Here is a 23,166-nt window from a genome sequence, read left to right on the forward strand (position 1 = left end):
CCGACGTCCTCATATCGAATCGTGGGCTGGACAGTGGCCGGTGCCGCAGTCAGCCGCGCACCCGCACTGCTTTCGAGGGCGCACTCTGGTGCCAGGTGCGGTCGTAGGCCGTGACCGCGTAGTACCCGTTGCCGTCGGCGCCCTCGGCCTCGAGGTGCACGAGCGCCTGCGAGCCCCGGTCCGCGCGCACGGTCGCCACCAGATTCCGCCCGTCGGCGAGAGCCTCGTCGGTCACGTCGGCGGTGGGCAGGTGCCACAGGGCGTAGCTGGCGGCTCCGTGCCCTCTCCATCGCACCTGCACCCCGTCCTCCGTGCGGCGCACCACCAGCACGGTCGGCGCACCGGGAGCCTCACCGGGCACCATCTCGAGCTCGGGCACGATCGCCGGGTGCTGATAGTGGCGCTGGACGAGGTCGTCGACCGAACCGGTGGTGTCATCGCGCAGGCTCGCCGCGCTGAAATACACGTTGCCGTCCACGGCGTCCAGGCTGCGGGTCAGATCGACGTGATCGCCCAGCTCTGTGACCTCGGGGAACACTCCGCTGATCGCCTTGTAGGCGGCTTCGCCGATGTACAGGCCCACATCGGTGCCCTCGACCTTCTCGGCCCACCAGTTCACGAGGGTCTCGTAGTCCGCGGCGGGGTGGCCGAACTGCCAGTAGATCTGCGGGTTGATGTAGTCCACCCAGCCCTCGCGCACCCAGCGCAGCGAGTCCGCGCAGATGATCTCGTAGCTCTCCGATCCCGAGGTGTCCGACCCCTCCGGATCGCTCGTGGAGTTCCGCCAGATCCCGAACGGGCTGATCCCGAAGCGCACCCACGGCTTCTCCGTATGGATCCGCTCATGCATCTCGCTGACCAGCAAGTTGATGTTCTCCCGGCGCCAGTCCTCGATCGAGGTGGCGCCATCGGACTGGGCGTCGTACGTGGCTTGGTCCGGGTACTCCTTCCCGGCGATCGCGTAGGGATAGAAGTAGTCGTCGAAGTGGGCGCCGTCCACGTCGTACCGCGAGATCGCATCCATCATCGCGTCCTGCACGAAGGCGCGCACCTCGGGCAGGCCCGGGTCGTAGTAGAGCTTCCCGCCGAAGGGCCACACCCACCCGGGGTGCACCCGGGCCGGATGATCCGCGACCAGGTCCGGCGTCTCGCTCATGGCGACCCGATAGGGATTGAACCAGGCGTGGAACTCGATGTTGCGCTCGTGGGCCGCCTCGATCTGGAAGGCCAGCGGATCGTAGCCGGGATCCTGCCCCTGAGTGCCCGTGAGGTACACCGACCAGGGTTCGAAGCGGGAGGGCCAGAAGGCATCCGCTGTGGGCCGCACCTGGGCGATCACCGCGTTCAGCCCGAGCTCCCGGGCGCGGTCCAGCCAGGCGATGTACTCGGCCTTCTGCTCCTCGACGCTGAGTCCGGGCTTCGAGGGCCAGTCGATGTTGACCACGGAGGAGAGCCACATGGCGCGGAACTCCCGGGAGGGCGGGGGAGCGGGGTCCTCCCCAGGGGCAGCGGGCGCAGAAGCGGCAACAGCCGGTACCGCCGACGCGGCCGCCGCGGCGGTGACTGCGGTTCCGCCGACGGCGGCCCGGGTGGACAGGGACAGGAAGGAACGGCGATCGACAGGATGCACGGCGCTGTGGACTCCTCGGTCGATGACGGTGGTCACCAACGGTCGCACGGCCTGGGAGGCCGGGCAAGCACCGTTGCGATGCCGGGAGCCCTGGGGTCAGCCCTTCGCGTCGTGACTCTCTGAGCCGGCGTCGGAGCTCTCAGCGCTCTCGGCGCTCTCAGTGCTCTCAGTGCTCTCCACGGTGCCGTGCTGGCCGGCGTCGTGCTGGCCGGCGCTGTCCCCGGCGTGCCCGCTGCCGTCATGCCCGTCCTCGTCGTGATGCCCGAAGGGCAGGAAGTGCAGGATCACGGCGATGATGCCGCCGATGATCAGGCCGAACACGAAGGAGAAGGCGGTGTTGATGAGCCAGCCGAGGATTGCGCCCACCCCGGCGATGCCGGCGACGGCGCCTTCGAGGTGGTGCACGAAGCCGTAGGGCTGGGCGAGGCCGAGGTCGTGGGTGCCGACCAGGAGGATGTGCCCGCCCACCCACAGCATCGCGACCATGCCCACGTAGCTGATCACGTTCATGATCTTCGGCATCGCGCCGACCAGGCCGCGGCCGAACTTCTGCTTGAACTCGGAGTTGTCGTCAGCCGCCATGGCCAGCCCGACGTCATCCATCTTCACGAGGATGCCGACGGCCCCATAGACGAGGACGGTGATACCGATGGCCACGAGCACGAGCACGATCGCGCGTGCCCACAGCGAGTCGGCATCGATCGAATTCATGGAGATGACCATGATCTCGGCGGAGAGGATGAGGTCGGTGCGCACTGCGCTCGAGACGATCTTGTCCTCGGCGCCGGCACCCTCTGCGGCCGCCGGTGCCTTCTTGGGCTTCCCGCTGACGAGCTCCCAGATCTTCTCGGCGCCCTCGAAGCTGAGATAGAGGCCGCCGAGCATGAGGATCGGAGTCAGCGCCCAGGGAGCGAAGGCGCTGAGCAGAAGCAGGACCGGGAGGATGAAGATCAGCTTGTTGCGGAAGGAGCCCTTGGTGATCCGCCAGATGATCGGCAGCTCGCGCTTGGGCTCGAGCCCTTTCACGTACTGCGGCGTCACGGCAGCGTCGTCGATCACCACGCCCATGGCCTTGGAGCCCGCCTTCGCGGAGGCTGCGGTGACATCGTCGGCGCTGGCGGCGGCGAGCCGCGCGAGCGCTGCGACGTCGTCGAGAAGTGCGGCGAGTCCACCGGCCATGCGAGGTTCCTTCCCCCGAGGGATCGGACGCCCGATGGCGACCGCGGCCAGGATATCGGCAGCGCCACGAGCGCGGTGCACGGGCGTGCGCGTCGACGGCGCGGAGCGCCGTGCGGACCGCGAGGCATTCCACCAGGAGTGAACCTGGACGGCCCGGCCTCGACGTGCGCAGATGACGGTGCGAAGGTGGAGGTATGGATATTGCACTTATCGGAGGACATGGCAAGGTCGCGCTGCTCGCGGAGCCGCTGCTCGTGGAGGCGGGTCACACCGTCCACGCAGTGATCCGCAACCCCGATCAGGTCTCGGAGATCGAGGCCACCGGGGCCAAGGCGGTCGTGGCGGACATCGAATCGCTCGACGCCGACGGCTGGGACGAGCTGCTGCGCGGCAAGGACGCGGTGGTGTGGACGGCCGGCGCCGGCGGCGGGAGCCCGCAGCGCACGTGGGCTGTGGACCGGGATGCGGCGATCGCGTCGATGGAGTCGGCCCAGCGCGTCGGCGCCACCCGCTACGTGATGATCAGCTACTTCGGCGCGAGCCTCGAGCACGGCGTGCCCGAGGACGAGCCGTTCTTCGCCTACGCCGAGGCCAAGGCCCAGGCCGACGCGCACCTGCAGGGCACTGACCTGGAGTGGACCATCCTCGGCCCCTCCGGTCTCACCCTCGAGGAGCCCACCGGGCGGATCGACGCCACCGCGTCCGAGAGCAGCACGGTCTCGCGCGGGAACGTGGCCCGCACCATCGGCGCGGCGCTCGAGCGCCCCGGCACCGTCGGGAAGTTCCTGACCTACAACGACGGTGAGCAGGAGATCGGCGCGGCCTTCGACGCCGCCGTCTGATCGGCATGACCTGATCGGCAGTGCCTGACCGGCACTGACTGATCGTCCCCTCCGGGTCGTCCCGTCCGGGACGACCCGGACACCGGACGATCACGGATCCCGACGGCCCCGGCAGCGCGAGTCCCCGCACTCAGCGCCCCGGGGCCATCGGCTGTCCGAGGGGCAGTGCCCTATCGTGGAGGAGTTTGCCCGGCGGAACACCGGGCCCGGCCCGAGGAGCAGCAGTGGACAGCGCACGACGGTGGGGCGGGGTCGTCGCACTCGCCCTGGGCATCTTCATCCTCATCACGATCGAGGAGCTGCCCATCGGCGTCCTCAGCGTGATGGCACCGGACCTCGGGGTCAGCGCCGGCGTGGCCGGCCTCGCCGTGACCGTCCCCGGAGTTCTCGCCGGCATCGTCGCCGTGCTCACCCCGGTGATCGTGCGCGGGCTGGATCGCCGCCTCGTGCTGGTGATCGCCCTGGTCTCCGTGGTCCTCTCCAGCCTCCTCAGCGCCGTGGCGCCCACCTTCGCGGTGCTCCTGATCGCCCGCCTCCTCGCCGGGATCTCCATCGGCCTGTACTGGGCGGTGTTGGCCATCGTGGCCATCGGCCAGGTGCCCCGCGAGCACACCTCCCGGGCCCTGACCGTCGCCTTCGGCGGCGCGGGCGCGGCCCTGGTGCTGGGCGTCCCCGTCGCCGCCTGGATCGGCACGCACGTGGGCTGGCGCACCGCGTTCGTGGTGGTGGGCGTCGCGGCGGCAGTGGTCGCGGTGCTGATCCTGGTCCTCGTGACGCCGGTGCGCTCGCCGGTGAAGGTGACGCCGTCGATGATGCTCGCCGCCGCCCGCACCCGCGGAGTGCGCTACGCGGTGGCGCTCACCACGCTTGTCGTGGTCGCACAGTTCATCACCTATGCGTATGTGAGCCCCATCCTCCTGGAGCGTGCCGGAGTGCCGGTCACCCAGGTCGGGCTGATGCTGCTGGTGTTCGGCATCGCTGGGCTGATCGGCAACTTCGCCGTCGCCCCGCTGCTGAGCCGCAGCGCCCCCTGGGGCGTGCTCGTCGTCTCGGCCGGGATGGGCATCGCCCTTCTGGCCGTGCTCGTGCTCATGCGCAGCCCCGCCTCGGCGCTCGCGATCATGCCGCTGTGGGGTCTGTTCGTCGGCGCGATCTCGGTGGCGATCCAGGCGTTCGTCAACACCCAGGCCACGGAGGTGATCGAGGAGGGCACCGCGCTGAACAGCGCCGTGTTCAACACCGCGATCGCCGGGGGAGCTCTGGTGGGCGGCCTGATCATCGACTCTGCCGGCCAGACCGCGCTGATCGTGACCTCCACGGTGATGATCACCGCCGGCGTGCTGGTCGCGGTGAACTATCTGCGCACCGCGCCGCGGGGTCGTGTCCGCGCCTGAGTTAGCCGGCGGGTCAGCCGGTGATCCGGAACGAGGCCGCCCCGCGCGGTGCCTCCGGGCGCACGTCGATCCCGCTCACGTGCGCGCTCGTCGGCCCCTGACGCAGCCAGGCGAGCATCGCCTCGACCGCGTGCTGCGTTCCCTCGACGTCGGCCTCGACCGTGCCGTCCCACAGATTGCGCACGGTGCCGGCCACACCGAGCCGCGCCGCCTCCGAGGCGGCCGCCATCCGGAAGCCGACGCCCTGGACCTGCCCGCGCACGCGGACGATCCGGCGCTGTGCATCCTCTGAGCCGCTCGCCGGCTCCGGGCTCTGCTGTGTGCTCATCCCCGCCTTTCCGGCGCACCCGGCCGTGCGCCGGGCCGCCTCAGTTGTCGCCTCCGGTGTCCTGGGCCTGCGCGGGAGCGCCGTCGCCCGCCTCGTCCGCGTTGTCGTCCCATTGCCACTGCGCGATGTGCGCCGGATCCTCGCCGTGCTCGTAGGCATGGGCCCGTGCCTGGAGCCGAGCGTCGACCATCCGCTGGCGCAGTCCCGCATACCGGGTGGCGAGGCCCTCGACCCGATCGATCACGTCCATCACCAGGTGGTAGCGGTCGGAGTCGTTGAGCATGAGCATGTCGAAGGGCGTGGTCGTGGTGCCCTCCTCCTTGTAGCCGCGCACGTGGATCCGGGAGCTGCGGTCGTGGCGGTAGGCCAGGCGGTGGATCAGCCAGGGATACCCGTGGTACGCGAAGATCACCGGGATGTCCTCGCCGAACAGCCCGTCGAAGTCCTCCGGGGAGAGGCCATGGGGATGCTCCGTGTCCTCCTGCAGGCGCATGAGGTCCACGACGTTGATCACCCGGACCTTCAGGCCGGGGATCGCTTCGCGGAGGAGCTTCGCGGCCGCGAGCGTCTCGATGGTGGGGATGTCGCCGGCGCAGCCCAGCACCACGTCCGGCTCCTCGCCGTCCACCTCGGTGCCGGCCCATTCCCAGATCCCGAGCCCGCGCGCGCAGTGCACCACGGCCTCGTCCATGCTCAGCCAGTTCGGGTTGGGCTGCTTCCCGGCCACCACCACGTTCACGTACTGGCGCGAGCGCAGGCAGTGGTCATAGGTGGACAGCAGCGTGTTCGCGTCCGGCGGCAGGTACACCCGCACGATCTCGGCCTTCTTGTTGACCAGGTGATCGATGAACCCGGGATCCTGATGGCTGAACCCGTTGTGGTCCTGGCGCCACACGTGCGAGCTGAGCAGGTAGTTCAGGGAGGCGATCGGTCGGCGCCACTCCAGCTCGTTGGTGACCTTCAACCACTTGGCGTGCTGGTTGACCATCGAGTCGACGATGTGGATGAACGCCTCGTAGGAGGAGAACAGGCCGTGGCGGCCGGTGAGCAGGTAGCCCTCGAGCCAGCCCTGGCACTGGTGCTCCGAGAGCACCTCCATGACGCGGCCGGATCGCGCCAGATGCTCCTCGCGGTCGTGCGGCTCGAAGTCCGCGTTCCACTGCTTGTCGGTCACCTCGTACACCGATTGCAGACGGTTCGAGGCGGTCTCGTCGGGCCCGAAGATCCGGAAGTTCTCGGGATTCTCGGTCACCACGTCCCGCAGCCAGGCGCCCAGCACCTTGGTGGCCTCGGAGACCGACGCCCCCGGATTCTGCACCTCGACGGCGTGGTCCCGGAAGTCCGGAAGGCGCAGCGGGACCAGCACGGAGCCGCCGTTGGTGGCCGGGTTCGCCGACATCCGCTGCAGCTCGCTCGGAGCGGTGGCGGCGATCTCCTCTAGCAGGTGACCCTCCTCGTCGAACAGCTCCTCGGGACGGTAGGAGCGCAGCCAGGCGTCGAGGTCGGCGAGGTGCTCGTCGGTGTCCCGGGCGCTCGCGAGCGGCACCTGATGGGAGCGCCAGGACCCCTCCGTGACCTGCCCGTCGATGGTCTTCGGCCCGGTCCATCCCTTGGGGGTGCGGAAGATGATCATCGGCCAGGCGGGCCGCTCCGTCTCGCGGCCGGCCGCGGCATCGGCCTGCGCCTGCTGCTTGATCTCTGCGATCTGGTCCAGCGCCGTGTCGAGCACCGCGGCGAAGCGCTCGTGCGCCGCCATCGGATCCTCGTCCTGGAACCCGCCGGTGAAGAACAGCGGGGTGTGCCCGTAGCCGCGCATCAGCGCCTCGAGCTCCTCGTCGCCGATGCGGGCCAGCACGGTGGGGTTGGCGATCTTGTAGCCGTTCAGGTGCAGGATCGGCAGCACCACCCCGTCCTGCTGGGGGTTCGTGAACTTGTTGGAGTGCCAGGAGGTCGCCAGCGGACCGGTCTCCGCCTCGCCGTCGCCCACCACGGTGAAGGCGATCTGGTCGGGGCGGTCGAACATGGCGCCGTAGGCGTGGGAGAGGGCGTAGCCGAGCTCGCCGCCCTCGTGGATCGAGCCGGGGGTCTCCGGAGCGACATGCGAGGGGATGCCGCCGGGGAAGGAGAACTGCGTGAACAGCCGCTTCAGGCCGTCCTCGTCCGGGCTCACGGCGGGATACACCTCGGAATAGGTGCCCTCGAGGTAGCTCGCCGCGACCAGACCCGGCCCGCCATGGCCGGGCCCGGTGATGTACATGGCGTGCAGGCCCCGCTGCCGGATCGCCCGGTTCGCATGGGCGTAGAGGAAGGTCAGCCCCGGGGTGGTGCCCCAGTGGCCGAGCAGGCGGGGTTTGACGTGCTCGCGCTGCAGAGGGATGCGCAGCAGCGGGTTGTCCTTGAGGTAGATCTGCCCGACCGAGAGGTAGTTCGCGGCCCGCCACCAGGCGTGGATCCGGTGCAGCTCCTCCTCGGTGGGGGACTGCGCGGGGGAGTCCGGCCAGGTGCTCGTGGTGGTGTTCGCGGTGGTCCTCGTTGAGGTCATGGCGCCTTCCTGCTGCATCAGAAATCAGGGTCCCCTGGGGGCTGCTTCCCACCGTAGATCGTCGGTGGCGGACGGGGAAGGCCGGAGGTCCCGCTCACCTGGGCTGCGCCGCCCCGAGACTCTTACCGTGCACGGGCCTGCGGCGGGTGGGTCAAGATGTCTGGTGAGAGCCCGATGAGAGTGTTCTCAGAGTGCTGGTTCTCCCGGGAAATGCCTCGTAACCTGGGGGTATCTTCAGAACATATGTCGGGCGGGGTCCGGCAGGACAAGGACCGTCATGATCCGTACGATGCGCTCTCGCTCCACCCTCCGCACCACCGCGCGGGCCACCGCCCTCGGCGCCCTCGTCGTCGCCCTCGCCGCCGGGTGCGGGGACACCTCCGGGAGCGATGGCTCTCCGGCCGACGGGGACTCCGACCCCTCCGTGAGCGACGGTGGGGAGGCGACGGACGACACCGCGTCCGACGGCGATGGCGACGACGGCGGCGACGGGGACGGCGACTCAGCGGGCAGCGACGCCTCGGACACAGGTGGCGCCGATGCAGCACCCTCCGACGGCGGCACGGCAGACGAGGCGACCGACGCCGGAGACGACGCGGCATCCGGCGGCGCACCGCTCCCCGAGAACGCCGACCTCGCCACTGAGCAGCTGCCAGTTCCCGCGGAGGAAGCCGTCGCGATCGCTCTGGAGACCGCCGGCGGCGGGCAGACGGTGTCGGTCTCGATCGACCACGACGACGATCGTGACTGGGCGTGGGAGATCGAGGTCGCCCTGGACGGTCGCGAGCACGAAATCGACATCGACGCCGCCACCGGTGAGGTCCTTCAGCACGAGGAGGACGACGACAGGGTCGACGAGCCGGCCGTGGACGTCACCTCGCCGATGACTCCCGCCGAGGCGATCGACCTGGCGCTGCGGAAGCACGACGGCCGGGTCTCCAGCTGGGACCTCGACTCCGACGACGGCACGATCCGCTACCAGATCGACCTCGAGCAGTCCGGCGACGACGACACCGAGATCGAGGTCGACGTCGAGACCGGGACGGTCCGCGTCGAGGACTGACCAGGCGTCGGGCCCGCGCACCGCCCCGCGATTCCAGACGCCAGCGGGCGCGCCACCGAGGTGGCGCGCCCGCCCATCCTGCAGTCAAGCCTGCAGAACTGCTACCGAGGGATCAGTGATCCCGCTCGGACCGTCCGGCCTCCCCGCCGGCGCCCGGGCCGTTGCCGCGAGGAGTCTGACCGTCGATCTCGACCTCTTCATGCGCGAGGTCGGTGCTCACGGTCTCGGTGTCCTGCACGGACCGCTTGCCGAGGCGCACGTTCTCGGTCGCGACCGTCTCCTTCTCGACGACCGGTCGCTCCTCGGACAGCGTCACCTCGACGTCCTCCTCGGAGATGGTGCCTCCGGTGCGGCCGTCAGCGGGCTCGCGCTCCAGGACGACCTCCTCGCGCTGCACCGGGACCTCGACGGTCTCGGTATCGGTCACGACGTGCTTGCGCAGACGAGCCTTGCCGGTCTCGACCTTCTCCGTGCCGACCTGAGCCCGCTCCTCGTGGAGCGTCACGTTCGCATCCTCGGTGCCAGCCCCGGCACCTTCTCGGCCGTCCTGGCCAGGACGGCCTGCGGGGGCGCCTGCGGTGCCGGGCCCACCTGCCTGGCCTTCGCGCGGGCCCGGGTTGCCTGCCGCACCAGCCGCTCCCGCCGCTCCCGCTGCACCAGCCGCGCCTGCCTGGCCCTCGCGCGGTCCCGGATTGCCGGGTGCGCCTGCCCGGCCATCCCGCGAGCCCGGTGTGCCTGCGTGGCGGCCATCGCGCTCGCGGTCGCCGCCCTGGCGGCCAGAATCACCCGAGGTGCCTCCCGAGGTGCCGTCGAGACCGTAGTAGCTGTACAGCTCGCCCTCGGCCTCACGGGGCAGCTCGCCCTTCTCGTCGATGTTGGGCGCGTCCTTGATGAAGGACTTCTCGTAGGGAACCGTGAGCGTCCCGTCGGCGAATTTCGCCTCGTCCAGCGGAATGAAGCTCTCGCTGGTGCCGAAGAGGCCGGTGTTCACCGTGACCCACGACGGCTTCTGAGTCTCGCTGTCCAGGTAGAGCTGGCCGATCTTGCCCACCTTGTCCCCGGCGCGGTCCACGACCACGGCGTTCTGCAGATCCTCGATGTTGCCCTGGAAAGTCATGAGATTCCCCTTTGTGCGATCGTTCCGGATTACTGCGGCCCGAGACGGGCGCTGGTGTCCGCTGGGACGTGCTCGCGGTCCATCTCGACACTGAGCTCGACGCTAATGCATAGGTGTCAGAAATACAGGGCCGCTCGTGCATCGCGCTCGGATCTCGTTCCGCCCACCGGCGGCTGCCATCGCCGTTCCACCAGTTCTTGTGAAGGTGCCAAGGAGTGATGCGACGAGCGCATCCCCGCGACGTTCCGCCACACCCGCCGTGTCACCGGTCTGCACGTGAAGTGCCTGTTCAGGGGTGTGGTCGGCGTTCGCGGGAAGCGTCCCCATCAGCCACGACTCCCGTTCTGAGGCCCGGAAGCGTCTGCAGGGACGAGCGCCGGGCGAGTGCTGGGCCGCCACGCCGGGCTGGCTCCAGGAACGCTCGAAGGCCGAACAGAACCAGATGGTCGGCGCGACAGCCAGGCTCTGCAGGCGGCGGCCAGCTGTGCACGCCCGGAGCCCGACGCAGCCCGCGTCGCGCTCAGCTCGGGTGCGACGCCGCCGGGAGCGAGTCCACCCGCCCTTCGCACTCGTAGATCGAGTCGACAGTACGGAATCCGATCGCGACGTTCAGGTCGAGCATCGGTGCATTCGTCACCGCCGTGGAGGTCTGCACCCACCGCGAGCCTGCGGCGGACGGCACCGCAGCGAGTTGGCGCAGGTTAGCGATCTTCAGGGCACGGCCGACGCCCTGCCCTCGATAGGCGCGATCCACCAGGGTGTAGTCCTGGACGACGATCTCCGGGTCGGCTCGTGGGACGAAGAGCGATGTGTAGCCGATGCTCTTCCCTGCGTGCTGGGCGATGCTGCGCACCAGGTCGTAGCCCTCGGCGTCGAGGCGGACCTCGTTGCGTCGAATGCGTTCTCGGTCCGTTGGCGTGACGATGCGGGTCAGGCTCCCCGCCGGGACGTCCTCCTCCATCTGCTCGGTCAGCCTGGCCAAGCTGTCCACGAGATCCTCCGGGCACGCCCCGACCCATGAGCGGGTCGTGAGGTGAGGGGACGGGCGGTCAAGGGCATCGAGCGCCTCGGCCGAGAGAGGCAGGTCGAGGACCTGTCGGTGCTCGACGTTGCCGGGTTCGATCTCCCAGCTGCGGGCGAACGTCACCCCTTCCTCGGTGAACACCTCGGTCTGGAGGAGTGGAGGCTCATGATCGCCGCACAGCTCACGAGCGGCGGCCGCCAGCGCCGTGCCGATGCCCTGACCGCGGTGCTCGCGAAGAACACCGATCTCGACCTCTGCCGGTTGGCCCGGGGCAAGGGCGATCTCCGCTCCACCGACCATCATGCCGCCGCGCCGTGCGGTCAGTGCCATGTGGAGATGTCCGGCACGGGCTGCGCGAAGCTGCTCGGCAGATGCCTCGGCCGATGTCCACCACACGACCGCGCGCCCGCTGGAGTAGGCCGTGCGCATGGTCGCGTTCCAGGCGACGATCTCTTCCATATCGGCGGGGTCGACGGTGCTGATCTCCGGGCTGTTCACGCGTTCAGCTTAGAGGGGGGGGGGAGGCTTTCGAACTGCCCTTCACCGCTGCGTGATCACCGGTTCCCCGGCCTCGTCGCGGTGCATGACCTCGCGGCCGTGCTGCCACACCCGCAGCGAGCGATTCCGGGTGTCCAGCGGATCGCCGTCCCACTGCACCAGGTCCGCGTCCTTGCCGACCTCGATCGAGCCGAGACGGTCCTCGACGCCGAGCACCTCGGCCGGGTTCAGAGTGATCGCGCGGAGGGCGTCCGCTGGCTCCATGCCGTGCTTGACCGCGAGGGCCGCCTGGTGGACGAGGAAGTCGATGGGCACCACCGGGTGGTCGGTGATGATCGAGACCTTCACGCCGGCGGCGGTGAGCAGACCGGGCGCCTTCGGGGTGCGGTGGCGCACCTCCACCTTCGAGCGGGACACGATCAGCGGGCCGTACAGCACGGGCACCCCGGCGGCGGCGACCTTGTCGGCGATCAGGTACGACTCGGTGCCGTGGTCCAGCACCAGCTCGAAGCCGAACTCCTCGGCGATCCGCAGCGCGGTGGCGATGTCGTCGGCCCGATGGGAGTGCTGGCGCCACGGGATCTCGCGCCGCAGCACGCGAGCCAGTGCCTCGCTCATGAGGTCGGCGTCGCGATCCGCCTCGTCCTTCGCCATCCACACCTGGGCCTTCGCGAAAGCCTGCCGGATCGTGAGCGCCACGCCGAGACGGGTCGACGGGGTCTGCTTGCGCTCGCCGTAGATGCGCTTGGGGTTCTCGCCGAGCGCGGCCTTCAGACCCGAGGGGCTGCGCAGAACCATGTCGTCCACGACCCGGCCGTGGGTGCGGATCGCCACCGCGAGACCGCCGATGGGGTTGCCGGAGCCGGGATTCACGTTCACCGCGGTGACGCCGCCGATGATCGCATCGTCGAAGCCGATCTCCACGGGATTGATCGCGTCGATCGCCCGCGCCGCCGCCATCACCGGGTCGGTCATCTCGTTGGTGTCCTGGCCGGCCCAGCCCTCGCCCTCCTCGTCGACCCCGAGGTGCACGTGGGCGTCGATGAAGCCCGGCAGCAGCCAGCCGCCCCCCGCGTCCACGACCAGCGCGTCCTCGGGGATCTCGACATGGGGCCCGACGGCGGAGATGCGGCCGTCCTCGACCAGGACGGTGCCGTCGAGGGCGGGGGAGGAGATGGGGAGGACGTGGGCGTTGGTGAGCGCGGTGATCGTCATGCCTCGACACTCGCCCGACCGATCGGTGGAGTCAAGTTCGGGCGGAACGCTGTGCGGCGGCACCGCGGGCGCTAATCTGCCCCCATGTCGAAGAAGCAGAAGAAGAGCGCCCCCGCGGACCAGCAGCCTCGCGGCGTCGCGATCCCGTCGGACTGGACGCAGGACGTCACCGAGCTCGATCCGCACGCCACCCCGGGGTTCTCCGGGAAGAAGGCCGACGGCAAGGAGCAGCTCGCCGCACGCACCGCCGAGCTCGACGAGCTCCAGGAACGGCTGTACGCGGCGCACCACGGCGTCGAGGGAGGCCGCTCCGTGCTGCTGATCGTGCAGGGCATGGACACCTCCGGCAAGGGCGGCATCATGCGGCACGTGGTGGGCGGCGTCGACCCCCAGGGCATCGACATCACCGCCTTCAAGGCCCCCACCCGCGCCGAGAAGCGCCACGACTTCCTGTGGCGCATCCGCAAGCACGCCCCGGAGCCCGGGATGATCGGCGTCTTCGACCGCTCCCAGTACGAGGACGTGCTGATCCATCGCGTGCACGGCTGGGCCGACGCGAAGGAGATCCGCAGCCGGTACACCGCGATCAACGCCTTCGAGCGTGAGCTCACCGAGGCGGGGACCGTCATCGTGAAGGTCATGCTGCACATCTCCCGCCAGGAGCAGGGCGAACGACTCATGGAGCGGCTCGAGCGGCCCGACAAGCACTGGAAGTTCAACCCCGGGGACGTCGACGAGCGCGCGCACTGGGACGCCTACCAGGAGGCCTACACGAAGGCGCTGCGGGCCACCTCCACCGTCGGTGCCCCGTGGACCGTGGTCCCGGCGGATCGCAAGTGGTACGCCCGTCTCGCGGTGCAGCAGCTCCTGCTGGACGCGCTGCGCGGCATCGACCCCCAGTGGCCCGCGGCGGAGTTCGATGTCGCCGAGCAGACGGCCCGCCTGCGGGAGACGATGGACTGACCGAGTCCGGACGGACCCATCGTGCTCGGCGCAGGTCACTTCAGTCCGGCTCTCTCGCCGGGTGCTCTCGCCCAGTTCCGCCGTCCGCTCCCAGGAGTCGGCTTGTGCCGTTCAGCTCGGCGGATAATGATGGAGCCATGGCTTCCATCACCTTCAAGAACACCCCCATCTCCACCGTCGGCGAGCTTCCCGCCCAGGGCTCCGCCCTGCCGGCATTCGAGCTCGTCGGGCAGGACCTCTCGCCGGTCGCGAGCTCCGACCTCGCCGGCAAGCGCGTCGTGCTGAATATCTTCCCGTCGCTGGACACCGGCACCTGCGCGATGAGCGTGCGTACGTTCAACGAGCTCGCCGCCGGCCTCGAGAACACCGTCGTCGTCTGCGTCTCCAAGGACCTGCCGTTCGCGCAGGCCCGCTTCTGCGGCGCCGAGGGCATCGAGAACGTCGTCACCGGCTCCGCCTTCCGCTCCAGCTTCGGCGAGGACTACGGTGTGACCATGAGCGACGGCCCGCTGGCCGGTCTGCTCTCGCGCGCCGTCGTGATCACCGACGAGACCGGCAAGGTCGTCTACACCGAGCAGGTCGGCGAGGTCTCCGAGGAGCCCGACTACGAGGGCGCGAAGGCCGCTCTCGCCTGAGACGGCCTCACCCGAGCAGCGCCCCGCCGCGGCAGCCGCTGCCGCCCCCGACCAGGGCCCGGTCCGCCTTCCGCGCGGATCGGGCCCTGTCTCGTTTCTCCACGACGTACGCCGCAGGAAGGATCGATCATGAGCAGCATCGAGATCACCACCGCACGCGTCCACGACGTGCTGGACGGCGACGGCTCCGGCGCCGACGAGCACCGCGTGCTGGTGGACCGGCTGTGGCCGCGCGGTATCAAGAAGGAGCGGCTGGCCCACGACGACTGGGACAAGGACGTGGCGCCCAGCTCCGAGCTCCGGACGTCCTTCCACAGCGATGAGCTGGGCTTCCAGGAGTTCTCGGACCGGTACCGCCATGAGCTCGACGACAGCGACGCCCCGCAGGCGCTCCTGGACCGGGCCCGGGACGCCGGAGCGCACAAGGTCGTGCTCCTGTTCGCCGCGAAGGACACCGAGCACAACCACGCGCAGGTGCTGCAGGCGGCGCTCCAGGACCTCGCGCGCTGAGCACGGCTCCGGCGCGGACATCCGCCCGGCGCGCCCCTGCGGGCAGTAGGGTCGTCGATCGTGGAACCGCTCTCGCTCATCGTCCTGCTCGTGATGGGCACCCTCGCCGGCGCGATCAATGCGGCCGTCGGGTCGGGGTCGCTGCTCACCCTGCCCGTGCTGATGGCCCTCGGAATCCCTCCGGGCGTCGCCGTGCGCACGAACACCGTGGGCATGCTCTTCTCGACGATCGGCTCCGTCGTCGGCTACCGCAAGGAGATCGCGGCGGAGAAGCACGACCTCCCGCCGCTCGTCCTCACCGCCGCCGGCGGAGCGGTCCTCGGCTCGCTCCTGCTGCTGGTCTCCCCGGCCTCGGCGCTCGACGTCGTCGTGCCCGTGCTCATCGTGGTCGCCCTGGCGATGGTCGTCTTCCAGAAGCGGATCACCACGGCGATGCGTGCCCGGTCGGATCGGCGCAGGGCCGCCCGGGGGCCGGTGCCACCGACCTCCGACGGCCCGGACCGCAGCCCGCTGCGCTCGCCGGCGCTCGTCGGCTCGATGGGTGCCGCCTCGATCTACGGCGGGTACTTCACCGCCGCGCAGGGGATCCTCTATCTCGGGCTCCTGGGCACGTTCACCGGTCGCACGATGGGCTCGGTGAACAGCGTGAAGAATCTGCTGAGCCTGGTCGTGAACCTCGCGGCCGCAACCGTCTACGTCATCGCGCACTTCGTGATCGGGGCGGAGATCGTGTGGCTCGCGACCGCCGCGATCGCCGTCGGCGCCTTGATCGGCGGCTACTTCGGCGCCCATCTCGCCAAGCTGATGCCCGAGTGGCTGCTGCGCGGCATCATCGTCGTCGTCGCGCTGATCGCCCTCGTGCGCCAGTTCGTCTGAGCAGGTTCCTCCGGGCGGGCCGCAGCCTCAGCGCAGGAACGGCAGGACCTGATCGAGCACGTCGTCCGACGGGAACAGGGTGGCGCCGTGGGAGCGCCCGGGCAGCGGGACGAACTCCGCGTCCGGCATCAGCGACGCGGCTCGCACGGAGTCCTCGTACCGCGGATGGTCCTCGGTGCCCGCCATCCACAGCGCCGGGACCATGCACTCCGCGAGCACGTCGTCGGGGATCCCGGCGGTGGCATCGGTCGCGGTCAGCAGGGCCGCGACGGCGAGCGGATCGGCGGCGAGGAACGCGGTGCGCGTGGCGCGGTCGCGCCGTCCGGTGACATCGGGGCCGAGGCCCTGGCCGTCGCAGAACGCCTCCATCCCGTCTTCTTCGATCGCGTCGATGACCCCGGGGAAGAAGACCGTGTCGATCTGCCCCTGCTGCTCAGCGGCGGAACCACCCAGGCTGACCAGGCGCGTCACCCGTGCCGGGTGCTCGAGCGCTGCGGTCAGTGCGATACGGGCACCCAGCGAGTAGCCCATCAGTGCGGCCCGGCCGATCGACTCGGCATCGAGCACCGCGAGCAGGTCGGCGACGAACACGTCCTGCGTGTAGGCGGCAGGGTCATGCGGGGTGCCGGATCGGCCGTGGCCCCGCAGATCGATCCGGACCACCGTGTGCTCGGCCGCGAGCGGCTGAAGATAGCCCAGCCCGCGCCAGATCGCTCGCGAGAGCACCGAGCCGTGCAGCAGCACCAGGGCGGGCCCGGAGCCCGTGACGTCGTAGCGCAGGTCGATGTCGTCGACGGGGGAGGGGATGACGGGCATTGCCTGGTCCTTTCGGTCAGTAGCTCCGGGAGCGGACGGGCCGCTGGTGATGTCAGCTGGCGATATCGCCAGCTCGGATCACCAGCGGCCCGTCCATGCCACTGTCGCGAGAATCGTTGCGCGAGAGTCGTTGCGCGAGGATCGGCGCTCCGGCCGTCCTCGTCACGAACTCACAGCGCCGCGGAGATCTCCTCGAGGATGCGGTTGAAGGTCTTCGACGGACGCATCACGGCCGAGATCTTCTCGAGATCGGGGCGGTAGTAGCCGCCGATGTCCGCCGGCTTGCCCTGCACTGCGAGCAGCTCGTCGGCGATGGTCTGCTCGCCGTCGGTGAGCTCCTTCGCGATCGGGCCGAAGGCGGTGGCGAGCTCGGTGTCCTCGGTCTGCTGTGCCAGTTCCTGGGCCCAGTACATCGCGAGGTAGAAGTGGCTGCCGCGGTTGTCGATGCTGCCGAGCTTGCGCTGCGGGGACCTGCCCTCGTTCAGCAGCGTCTCCGTGGCGCGGTCCAGGGCGTCGGCGAGCACGCGGGCGCGCTCGTTGTCCGCGGTGCGGGCGAGGTGACGCAGCGACTCGGCCAGCGCCAGGAACTCCCCGAGGGAGTCCCAGCGCAGGTAGTCCTCCTCGACGAGCTGCTGGACGTGCTTGGGGGCGCTGCCGCCGGCACCGGTCTCGAACAGGCCGCCGCCGTTCATCAGAGGGACCACCGAGAGCATCTTGGCGCTGGTGCCCAGCTCCATGATCGGGAACAGGTCGGTGAGGTAGTCACGCAGAACGTTGCCGGTCACCGAGATGGTGTCCTCGCCGCGGCGCACGCGCTCCAGCGTGTGCTTCGTGGCGTCGATCGGCGAGAGGATCTGGAGGTCGAGACCCTCCGTGTCCTCCTCGGCCAGGTAGGCCTCGACCTTGGCGATGAGGTTGCGGTCGTGGGCGCGGGAGTCGTCGAGCCAGAACACCGCGGGCATCCCGGACTCGCGCGAGCGACGCACGGCGAGCTGGACCCAGTCACGGATCGGAGCGTCCTTGGCCTGGCAGGCGCGGAAGATGTCGCCTGCGGCGACCTCCTGGGTCATGAGCGCCGTGCCGGAGGCGTCGCGCACCTCGACCTGGCCGTCGGCCGCGATCTCGAAGGTCTTGTCGTGGGAGCCGTACTCCTCGGCCTTCTGCGCCATGAGGCCGACGTTCGGGACGGTGCCCATCGTGGTCGGATCGAAGGCGCCGTTCTTCTGGCAGTCCTCGACCGTCGCGGAGTACACCCCGGCGTAGGAGGAGTCAGGGATCACCGCGAGGGTGTCCTGCTCGGCGTCATCCGCGTTCCACATGTGCCCCGAGGTGCGGATCATCGCCGGCATGGAGGCGTCGATGATGACGTCGGAGGGGACGTGGAGGTTGGTGATGCCCTTGTGGGAGTTCACCATCGCGAGGTCGGGGCCTGCGGCCAGATCCGTGTCGATCGCGGCGCGGATCCCGTCGCGCTGCTCGGCATCGAGCGCGTCGACCCCGGCGAGGATGCCGCCCAGGCCGTTGTTCGGGGACAGGCCGGCCTGCTCGAGCTGATCGCCGAACTGGGTGAACACGGTGGGCAGGAAGGCTCGCACCGCGTGGCCGAACAGGATCGGGTCGGACACCTTCATCATGGTGGCCTTGAGGTGCAGCGAGAACAGGACGCCCTGCTCCTTGGCGGCGGCGATCTGCTCGCGCAGGAAGGCGTCCAGCGCAGCGGCGCGCATGACCGTGGAGTCCACGACCTCGCCCTCGAGCACCGGCAGGGAGGCCTTGAGCACGGTCTCGGTGCCGTCGGAGGCGACGTGCACGATCGACAGCGTGTCCTCGGCCTCGAGGACCACGGACTGCTCATTGGCGCGGAAGTCGTCCGCATCCATCGTGGCGACGGAGGTCTTGGATTCCGTGGACCACTCACCCATGCGGTGCGGGTGCGCCTTGGCGAAGTTCTTCACCGCGGCGGGCGCCCGACGGTCCGAGTTGCCCTCGCGCAGGACGGGGTTCACGGCCGAGCCCTTGATCGAGTCGTAGCGGGCGCGGACGTCCTTCTCCTCGTCGGTCTCGGGGGACTCCGGGTAGTCCGGCAGGGCGATGCCCTGGCCCTGCAGCTCGGCGATGGCGGCCTTCAGCTGCGGCACCGACGCGGAGATGTTGGGGAGCTTGATGATGTTGGCCTCGGGGGACTTCGCCAGCTCGCCCAGCTCGGCGAGGGCGTCGGCCTCCCGCTGCTCCTCGGGCAGGAGATCGGAGAAAGTGGCGACGATGCGGCCGGCCAGGGAGATGTCACGGGTGGTGACGTCGATCCCGGCGGTGTCGGAGAAGGCATCGAGGATCGGCAGGAACGATGCGGTCGCCAGCATCGGTGCCTCGTCGGTGTGGGTGTAGATGATGCGCGCCATGTGTCGCGGGGCTCCCTCGGGTCGGTGCGGCATTTGTCTTGACGTCAAGACTAATCGACGTCAGGCACGAGCCTGGAGTGTTGATCCGGATGCCCCCACGGTACGTGACGAGTCCCTCCCCGTCGCCTCCGCATCGGCACCCGGGACCGCTCCCCGGGCCTGACCGTCGGCCGTGCATCGGCAGCTGCGGACTGTCGCCTCAGAGCGCCAGCAGGGTGAGTGCCATGATCGCCATGCCCGCGATCAGGGAGTAGATGACCGTGTGGTGCTCGCCGGTCTCCTCGGCCGCAGGCAGCAGCTCATCGAGCGAGACGAACACCATCACCCCGGCCACGCCCGCGAGGATCGCCCCCATCGCGTCACCGGAGAGCAGCGGTGCGAGCAGCAGGTATCCGAGCACGGCGCCCACCGGCTCTGCCATCCCCGTCATCGAGGCGAGCCAGAAGGCCTTGGATCGTGAGCCGGTCGCCCGACGCACCGGGACGGCCACCGCGAGTCCTTCGGGGATGTTGTGCAGGGCGATCGCCGCGACCACCGGGATCGCGATCTCCGGTGCCTGCAGTGCGGCCACGAACGTCGCGAAGCCCTCGGGGACGTTGTGGAAGGCGAGAGCCGCGGCGGTCACGGCGCCGGTCCGCAGGAGCCGGGCGCGCAGCGCTCGATCGGCAGCCTGCTCATCGGGCTCGCGCACCTCGGCCTGGCCGTGGGTGCCGGTCATCCGCCCGGAGAACTCATGGGGGCTCACCGCTTCGGGCACCAGACGGTCCAGCACCGCGATCAGCGCGATCCCCACGAAGAAGGCGATCGTGGCGATCGCCGTGCCGCGGGTCGTGATGGCGCCGCCGCCGGAGAGCACATGGGCGCCCTGGGGGAGCAGCTCCACGAAGGACACGTACAGCATGACGCCGGCGGAGAGGCCGAGGCCACCGGCCAGCATCTTCGGGTTCGTGCCCCGACCGAGCACTCCGAGCGCGGCGCCGATGCTGGTGGCGCCACCGGCGACGAGAGTGAGGAGGAATGCGACGAGCACGAGGACGAGACTAGCCTCCCGAGGCTCGGTGTCAGCGTCCCCGTCGTCCCCGTCGGCCCCGTCGTCGCCGTCCTCGTCGATCCCGTCGCGGCACCGTCGCGGAACAGTACGGTGGTCGAGCGGTGACATGCCGGAGCGGCGACACGGAGGCGAGATGGACTGGGAGGAGCGCTACGCGAGATTCGGCAGGCCCTTCGGCGATCTGCCGAACGACTTCGTGCAACAGGTGATGGAGGACGACGCCTTCTCGGCAGTGCTCGGGAGCGGCTCACGGATCCTGTGCCCCGGGGACGGCTACGGACGTCACGGCGTCGCCCTCGCGCAGCGGGGGCACCGGGTCGTCGGCCTCGATATCTCCCCGACGGCCTCCCAGGACGCGCGGGAAAAGGCGCTCGACGCGTCAACGCGGTCCCAGGCGCCGGTGGAGTACACGGCGCGCACCGCAGATCTCGAGCGGGAACCGTACCCGTTAGCCGCGGGAGAGATCTTCGACGTCCTCGTTCCGATCTGGTTCCGGCTGCCGCACCGCAGCGCCCGGGTGTCCTGGAATCACGAGGCCGCCCGGCATCTGAGCTCTCGAGGGTGGATCCTGCTCGTGACCGGGCAGCGGGTGACCTCCGTCGACGACGAGATGGGGGAGTGGCCCGACGCCATCTCCTGGAACGACCACTCCACGGCCGACGAGGTCCGTCTGCTCGGCCAGCTCCTAGACTGACCCCATGCCTGATCCTGCCCCGTTCCTCGCCGTGACCGACCTGCGCTCGCGCACCCTCAGCACCGCCGAGCTCACGGCGGCCCTGCCGCGCGCCGAGCTCGACGTCGAGGCAGCGACCGCCGCCGTGCGCCCCGTGGTCGACGACGTCGCCGCGCGAGGCGCGGCGGCCGTGCTCGACGCCTCGGAGCGCTTCGACGGGGTGCGCCCGGAGCATCTGCGGGTGCCGCAGGCCGAGCTGCAGCGGGCGCTGGACGAGCTCGACCCGGAGATCCGGGCCGCTCTCGAGGAGTCCGCGGCGCGCGTGCGCCGTGTCGACTCCGCACAGGCGCGTCCGGAGGAGACGGTCCAGGTGGTGCCCGGCGGCACGGTGACCCAGCGCTGGGTGCCGGTGCGCCGCGTGGGGCTATACGTGCCCGGCGGGCGTGCGGTGCTGCCCAGCTCCGTGGTGATGAACGTGGTGCCCGCGCAGGTCGCCGGCGTCGAGCAGATCGTGCTCGCCTCGCCGCCGCAGAAGGAGTTCGGCGGGTTGCCGCACCCCACGATCCTGGCCGCCTGCGCGCTGCTCGGGGTGACCGAGGTGATCGCCGCCGGCGGCGCGCAGGCCATCGCGCTGCTCGCCCACGGCGCCGACGACCTCGGCGACGGGAAGAACCTCGACCCGGTCGATCTCGTCACCGGCCCCGGCAACGTGTACGTCGTCGCTGCGAAGCGTCTGGTGCGCGGGACGGTGGGGATCGACGCCGAAGCAGGGCCCACGGAGATCGCGATCCTGGCCGATGCGACCGCTGATCCCGCCTATGTCGCGGCCGATCTGATCTCCCAGGCCGAGCACGACCCGCTCGCCGCGAGCGTGCTGGTCACCGACGACGAGCGGCTGGTCGGAGCGGTCGAGTCCGAGCTCGCCCGGCAGGTACCCCTCGCCCTGCACCGCGAGCGCATCGAGGAGGCGCTGCGCGGGGAGCAGAGCGGGGTGGTGCTTGTCGACGGCGTGGACCAGGGCCTGTCGGTGGTCGATGCCTACGGCGCGGAGCACCTCGAGATCCAGACGGCCGACGCCGCCGCGGTGGCCGCCCGGGTCACCAACGCGGGGGCGGTCTTCGTCGGCGCCCACAGCCCGGTGAGCCTCGGCGACTACGCGGCCGGCTCGAACCACGTCCTGCCCACCGGTGGCAGCTCCCGCTTCAACGGCGGCCTCGGCGTGCAGTCCTTCCTGCGCGGCATCCACGTCGTGCACTACGACCGGGAGGCGCTGGCCGGCGCCCGCGCGGCGGCCACCACGCTCGCCGCCGCGGAGGGGCTTCCGGCGCACGGCACGGCCGTCGATATCCGCTTCACGGACTGACCTGCACGGACTGACCTGCGCGGACTGACCCGCACGGACTGACCTGCGCGGACTGACCCGCACGGACTGACCGGCATCGGCGCGGACCGACGGGCGGGGCCGCCCGTCGGCTGGGCGGCCCGTCGGCCCGACGTCTGACCGCGCCCTCGTTTTCCCGCGCCGTCCTTCCGCACCGTCGCCCCGCGCCGTCCCGTTCGCACACCTCTTGCGCGCTGGCATGTAAGCGCATACAGTCACTGCCACGCTGTAAGCGCTTCCATCAAGGATGGATGATCTCGACGGCGAAAAGCGGCTGGTTCCCGAACATGCGGGGCACGGCTGGGCAGCACTCGACGACGAGCTGGAGGAGACCGGATGATGTCCAATGGCGCGTCCTCGCCCGTCCCCACGATCTACCAGGTCGCCGAGCGGGCAGGAGTCTCGATCGCGACGGTCAGTCGCGCGTTCTCGGACCCCTCGAAGGTGGCGCCCCGCACGCTGGACAGCGTCCTGGAAACGGCTCGTGAGCTGCGGTACGTCCCGGCGGCTGCGGCTCGGGCGCTCGCCGTCCGGCGCAGCAAGGCGCTCGGCGTCGTGCTCCCGCACATCGACGGCCCGTACTACGCGGAGCTCCTGGTCGGGTTCGAGGTCGCGGCCTCCGAGCTCGGGCTGTCCGTGGTGCTGGCGCTCCTGAACCCGCAGGAACCACGGCATCTCTCCGTGCTGGACCTCCTCGGCCGGGTCGACGGCGTCGCATTCATGGCCCGCAGCGGCGCCCTGGACGACACCGTGCAGCAGGTCGCCGATGTGCGTCCCACCGTGAGCGTCGCCCGTGGTCAGGTCGAGGGTGTCGATGCCTTCTACGCCGAGAACCGCACCGCTGCCCGTCAGCTCACCGAGCACCTCATCGAGCACGGTCGTCGCCGCATCGGCTTCGTCGGGCGCCTCGAGGAGGGCTCCGACATCGGGCAGCGCCACGTCGGCTACCTCGAGGCCCTCCAGGACGCCGGCCTCACTCCCGCCGAGCGGTTCGCGGTGGACCCTGTCGAAGCCTCCGGGGTCGAGATCG

20 protein-coding genes are annotated in these 23,166 nt (G+C 70.2%); 10 read left to right on the top strand and 10 right to left on the bottom strand.

Annotation, left to right across the window (positions count from 1 at the left end):
- Positions 1–49: 49 nt before the first annotated feature.
- Entirely contained in the window at positions 50–1,630 is a 1,581-nt protein-coding gene (locus tag ACT3UL_RS17070; protein ID WP_444579561.1) for a glycoside hydrolase family 10 protein, read from the bottom strand.
- Positions 1,631–1,726: 96 nt separating this feature from the next.
- Entirely contained in the window at positions 1,727–2,809 is a 1,083-nt protein-coding gene (locus ACT3UL_RS17075; protein WP_444579562.1) for a DUF808 domain-containing protein, read from the bottom strand.
- Positions 2,810–3,003: 194 nt separating this feature from the next.
- Here ACT3UL_RS17075 and ACT3UL_RS17080 point away from each other — a divergent pair, with 194 nt between their 5' ends.
- Both ACT3UL_RS17080 and ACT3UL_RS17085 read left to right on the top strand, forming a co-directional pair.
- Entirely contained in the window at positions 3,004–3,651 is a 648-nt protein-coding gene (locus ACT3UL_RS17080; RefSeq protein ID WP_444579563.1) for an SDR family oxidoreductase, read from the top strand.
- Positions 3,652–3,875: 224 nt separating this feature from the next.
- On the top strand, positions 3,876–5,045 hold the full coding sequence (locus tag ACT3UL_RS17085; protein WP_444579564.1) for an MFS transporter: 1,170 nt from the start codon (positions 3,876–3,878) through the stop codon (positions 5,043–5,045).
- A 13-nt stretch (positions 5,046–5,058) separates the two neighbouring features.
- Here the strand turns inward: ACT3UL_RS17085 and ACT3UL_RS17090 are convergent, their stop codons facing one another.
- Positions 5,059–5,373 carry an acylphosphatase gene (locus tag ACT3UL_RS17090; RefSeq protein ID WP_444579565.1) on the bottom strand — a complete coding sequence of 105 codons (315 nt, stop codon included), beginning with the start codon at positions 5,371–5,373 and terminating at the stop codon, positions 5,059–5,061.
- Positions 5,374–5,413: 40 nt separating this feature from the next.
- Positions 5,414–7,915 (bottom strand): phosphoketolase family protein, encoded by a 2,502-nt coding sequence (locus ACT3UL_RS17095; protein WP_444579566.1) that lies wholly within the window; start codon positions 7,913–7,915, stop codon positions 5,414–5,416.
- A 277-nt stretch (positions 7,916–8,192) separates the two neighbouring features.
- Between ACT3UL_RS17095 and ACT3UL_RS17100 the strand changes: the two genes are divergently transcribed.
- The gene (locus tag ACT3UL_RS17100; RefSeq protein WP_444579567.1) at positions 8,193–8,978 is read left to right on the top strand and encodes a PepSY domain-containing protein; all 786 of its coding nucleotides are present in this window, start codon (positions 8,193–8,195) and stop codon (positions 8,976–8,978) included.
- 112 nt (positions 8,979–9,090) lie between these two features.
- Here the strand turns inward: ACT3UL_RS17100 and ACT3UL_RS17105 are convergent, their stop codons facing one another.
- The 3 genes from ACT3UL_RS17105 to ACT3UL_RS17115 all read right to left on the bottom strand — a co-directional run bounded on the left by ACT3UL_RS17105 (position 9,091) and on the right by ACT3UL_RS17115 (position 12,832).
- Positions 9,091–10,095: a DUF2382 domain-containing protein gene (locus ACT3UL_RS17105; protein WP_444579568.1), complete on the bottom strand. Its 1,005-nt coding sequence runs from the start codon at positions 10,093–10,095 to the stop codon at positions 9,091–9,093.
- A 520-nt stretch (positions 10,096–10,615) separates the two neighbouring features.
- Entirely contained in the window at positions 10,616–11,617 is a 1,002-nt protein-coding gene (locus tag ACT3UL_RS17110; RefSeq protein WP_444579569.1) for a GNAT family N-acetyltransferase, read from the bottom strand.
- Positions 11,618–11,659: 42 nt separating this feature from the next.
- Complete coding sequence (locus tag ACT3UL_RS17115; RefSeq protein ID WP_444579570.1) at positions 11,660–12,832, bottom strand: amidohydrolase; 1,173 nt, start codon at positions 12,830–12,832, stop codon at positions 11,660–11,662.
- 84 nt (positions 12,833–12,916) lie between these two features.
- Between ACT3UL_RS17115 and ACT3UL_RS17120 the strand changes: the two genes are divergently transcribed.
- The 4 genes from ACT3UL_RS17120 (at position 12,917) to ACT3UL_RS17135 (ending at position 15,816) form a co-directional block, all read left to right on the top strand.
- Complete coding sequence (locus tag ACT3UL_RS17120) at positions 12,917–13,795, top strand: polyphosphate kinase 2 family protein (RefSeq protein ID WP_444579571.1); 879 nt, start codon at positions 12,917–12,919, stop codon at positions 13,793–13,795.
- 137 nt (positions 13,796–13,932) lie between these two features.
- On the top strand, positions 13,933–14,430 hold the full coding sequence (tpx, locus tag ACT3UL_RS17125) for a thiol peroxidase (protein ID WP_193117952.1): 498 nt from the start codon (positions 13,933–13,935) through the stop codon (positions 14,428–14,430).
- Between the two features lie 129 nt (positions 14,431–14,559).
- Complete coding sequence (locus tag ACT3UL_RS17130; protein WP_444579572.1) at positions 14,560–14,940, top strand: DUF488 domain-containing protein; 381 nt, start codon at positions 14,560–14,562, stop codon at positions 14,938–14,940.
- Positions 14,941–15,000: 60 nt separating this feature from the next.
- Positions 15,001–15,816 (top strand): sulfite exporter TauE/SafE family protein, encoded by an 816-nt coding sequence (locus tag ACT3UL_RS17135; protein WP_444579573.1) that lies wholly within the window; start codon positions 15,001–15,003, stop codon positions 15,814–15,816.
- Between the two features lie 27 nt (positions 15,817–15,843).
- Here ACT3UL_RS17135 and ACT3UL_RS17140 read toward each other — a convergent pair whose 3' ends face one another.
- The 3 genes from ACT3UL_RS17140 to zupT form a co-directional block, all read right to left on the bottom strand.
- Positions 15,844–16,632, bottom strand: a complete 789-nt coding sequence (locus ACT3UL_RS17140) for an alpha/beta fold hydrolase (protein WP_444579574.1) — start codon at positions 16,630–16,632, stop codon at positions 15,844–15,846.
- Between the two features lie 170 nt (positions 16,633–16,802).
- Positions 16,803–19,031, bottom strand: a complete 2,229-nt coding sequence (locus ACT3UL_RS17145; protein WP_444579575.1) for an NADP-dependent isocitrate dehydrogenase — start codon at positions 19,029–19,031, stop codon at positions 16,803–16,805.
- 199 nt (positions 19,032–19,230) lie between these two features.
- Positions 19,231–20,061, bottom strand: coding sequence for a zinc transporter ZupT (gene zupT / locus ACT3UL_RS17150; protein ID WP_444579576.1), 831 nt, complete (start codon positions 20,059–20,061; stop codon positions 19,231–19,233).
- Between the two features lie 154 nt (positions 20,062–20,215).
- Between zupT and ACT3UL_RS17155 the strand changes: the two genes are divergently transcribed.
- The 3 genes from ACT3UL_RS17155 to ACT3UL_RS17165 form a co-directional block, all read left to right on the top strand.
- Entirely contained in the window at positions 20,216–20,776 is a 561-nt protein-coding gene (locus tag ACT3UL_RS17155) for a class I SAM-dependent methyltransferase (protein ID WP_444579577.1), read from the top strand.
- A gap of 4 nt (positions 20,777–20,780) precedes the next feature.
- Positions 20,781–22,118 (top strand): histidinol dehydrogenase, encoded by a 1,338-nt coding sequence (gene hisD / locus ACT3UL_RS17160; protein WP_444579578.1) that lies wholly within the window; start codon positions 20,781–20,783, stop codon positions 22,116–22,118.
- A gap of 354 nt (positions 22,119–22,472) precedes the next feature.
- The coding region (locus ACT3UL_RS17165; RefSeq protein WP_444579579.1) for a LacI family DNA-binding transcriptional regulator at positions 22,473–23,166 on the top strand (694 nt) is incomplete at its 3' end.

This window comes from Brachybacterium sp. 107 (assembly GCF_052379725.1).
Lineage (GTDB): Bacteria > Actinomycetota > Actinomycetes > Actinomycetales > Dermabacteraceae > Brachybacterium.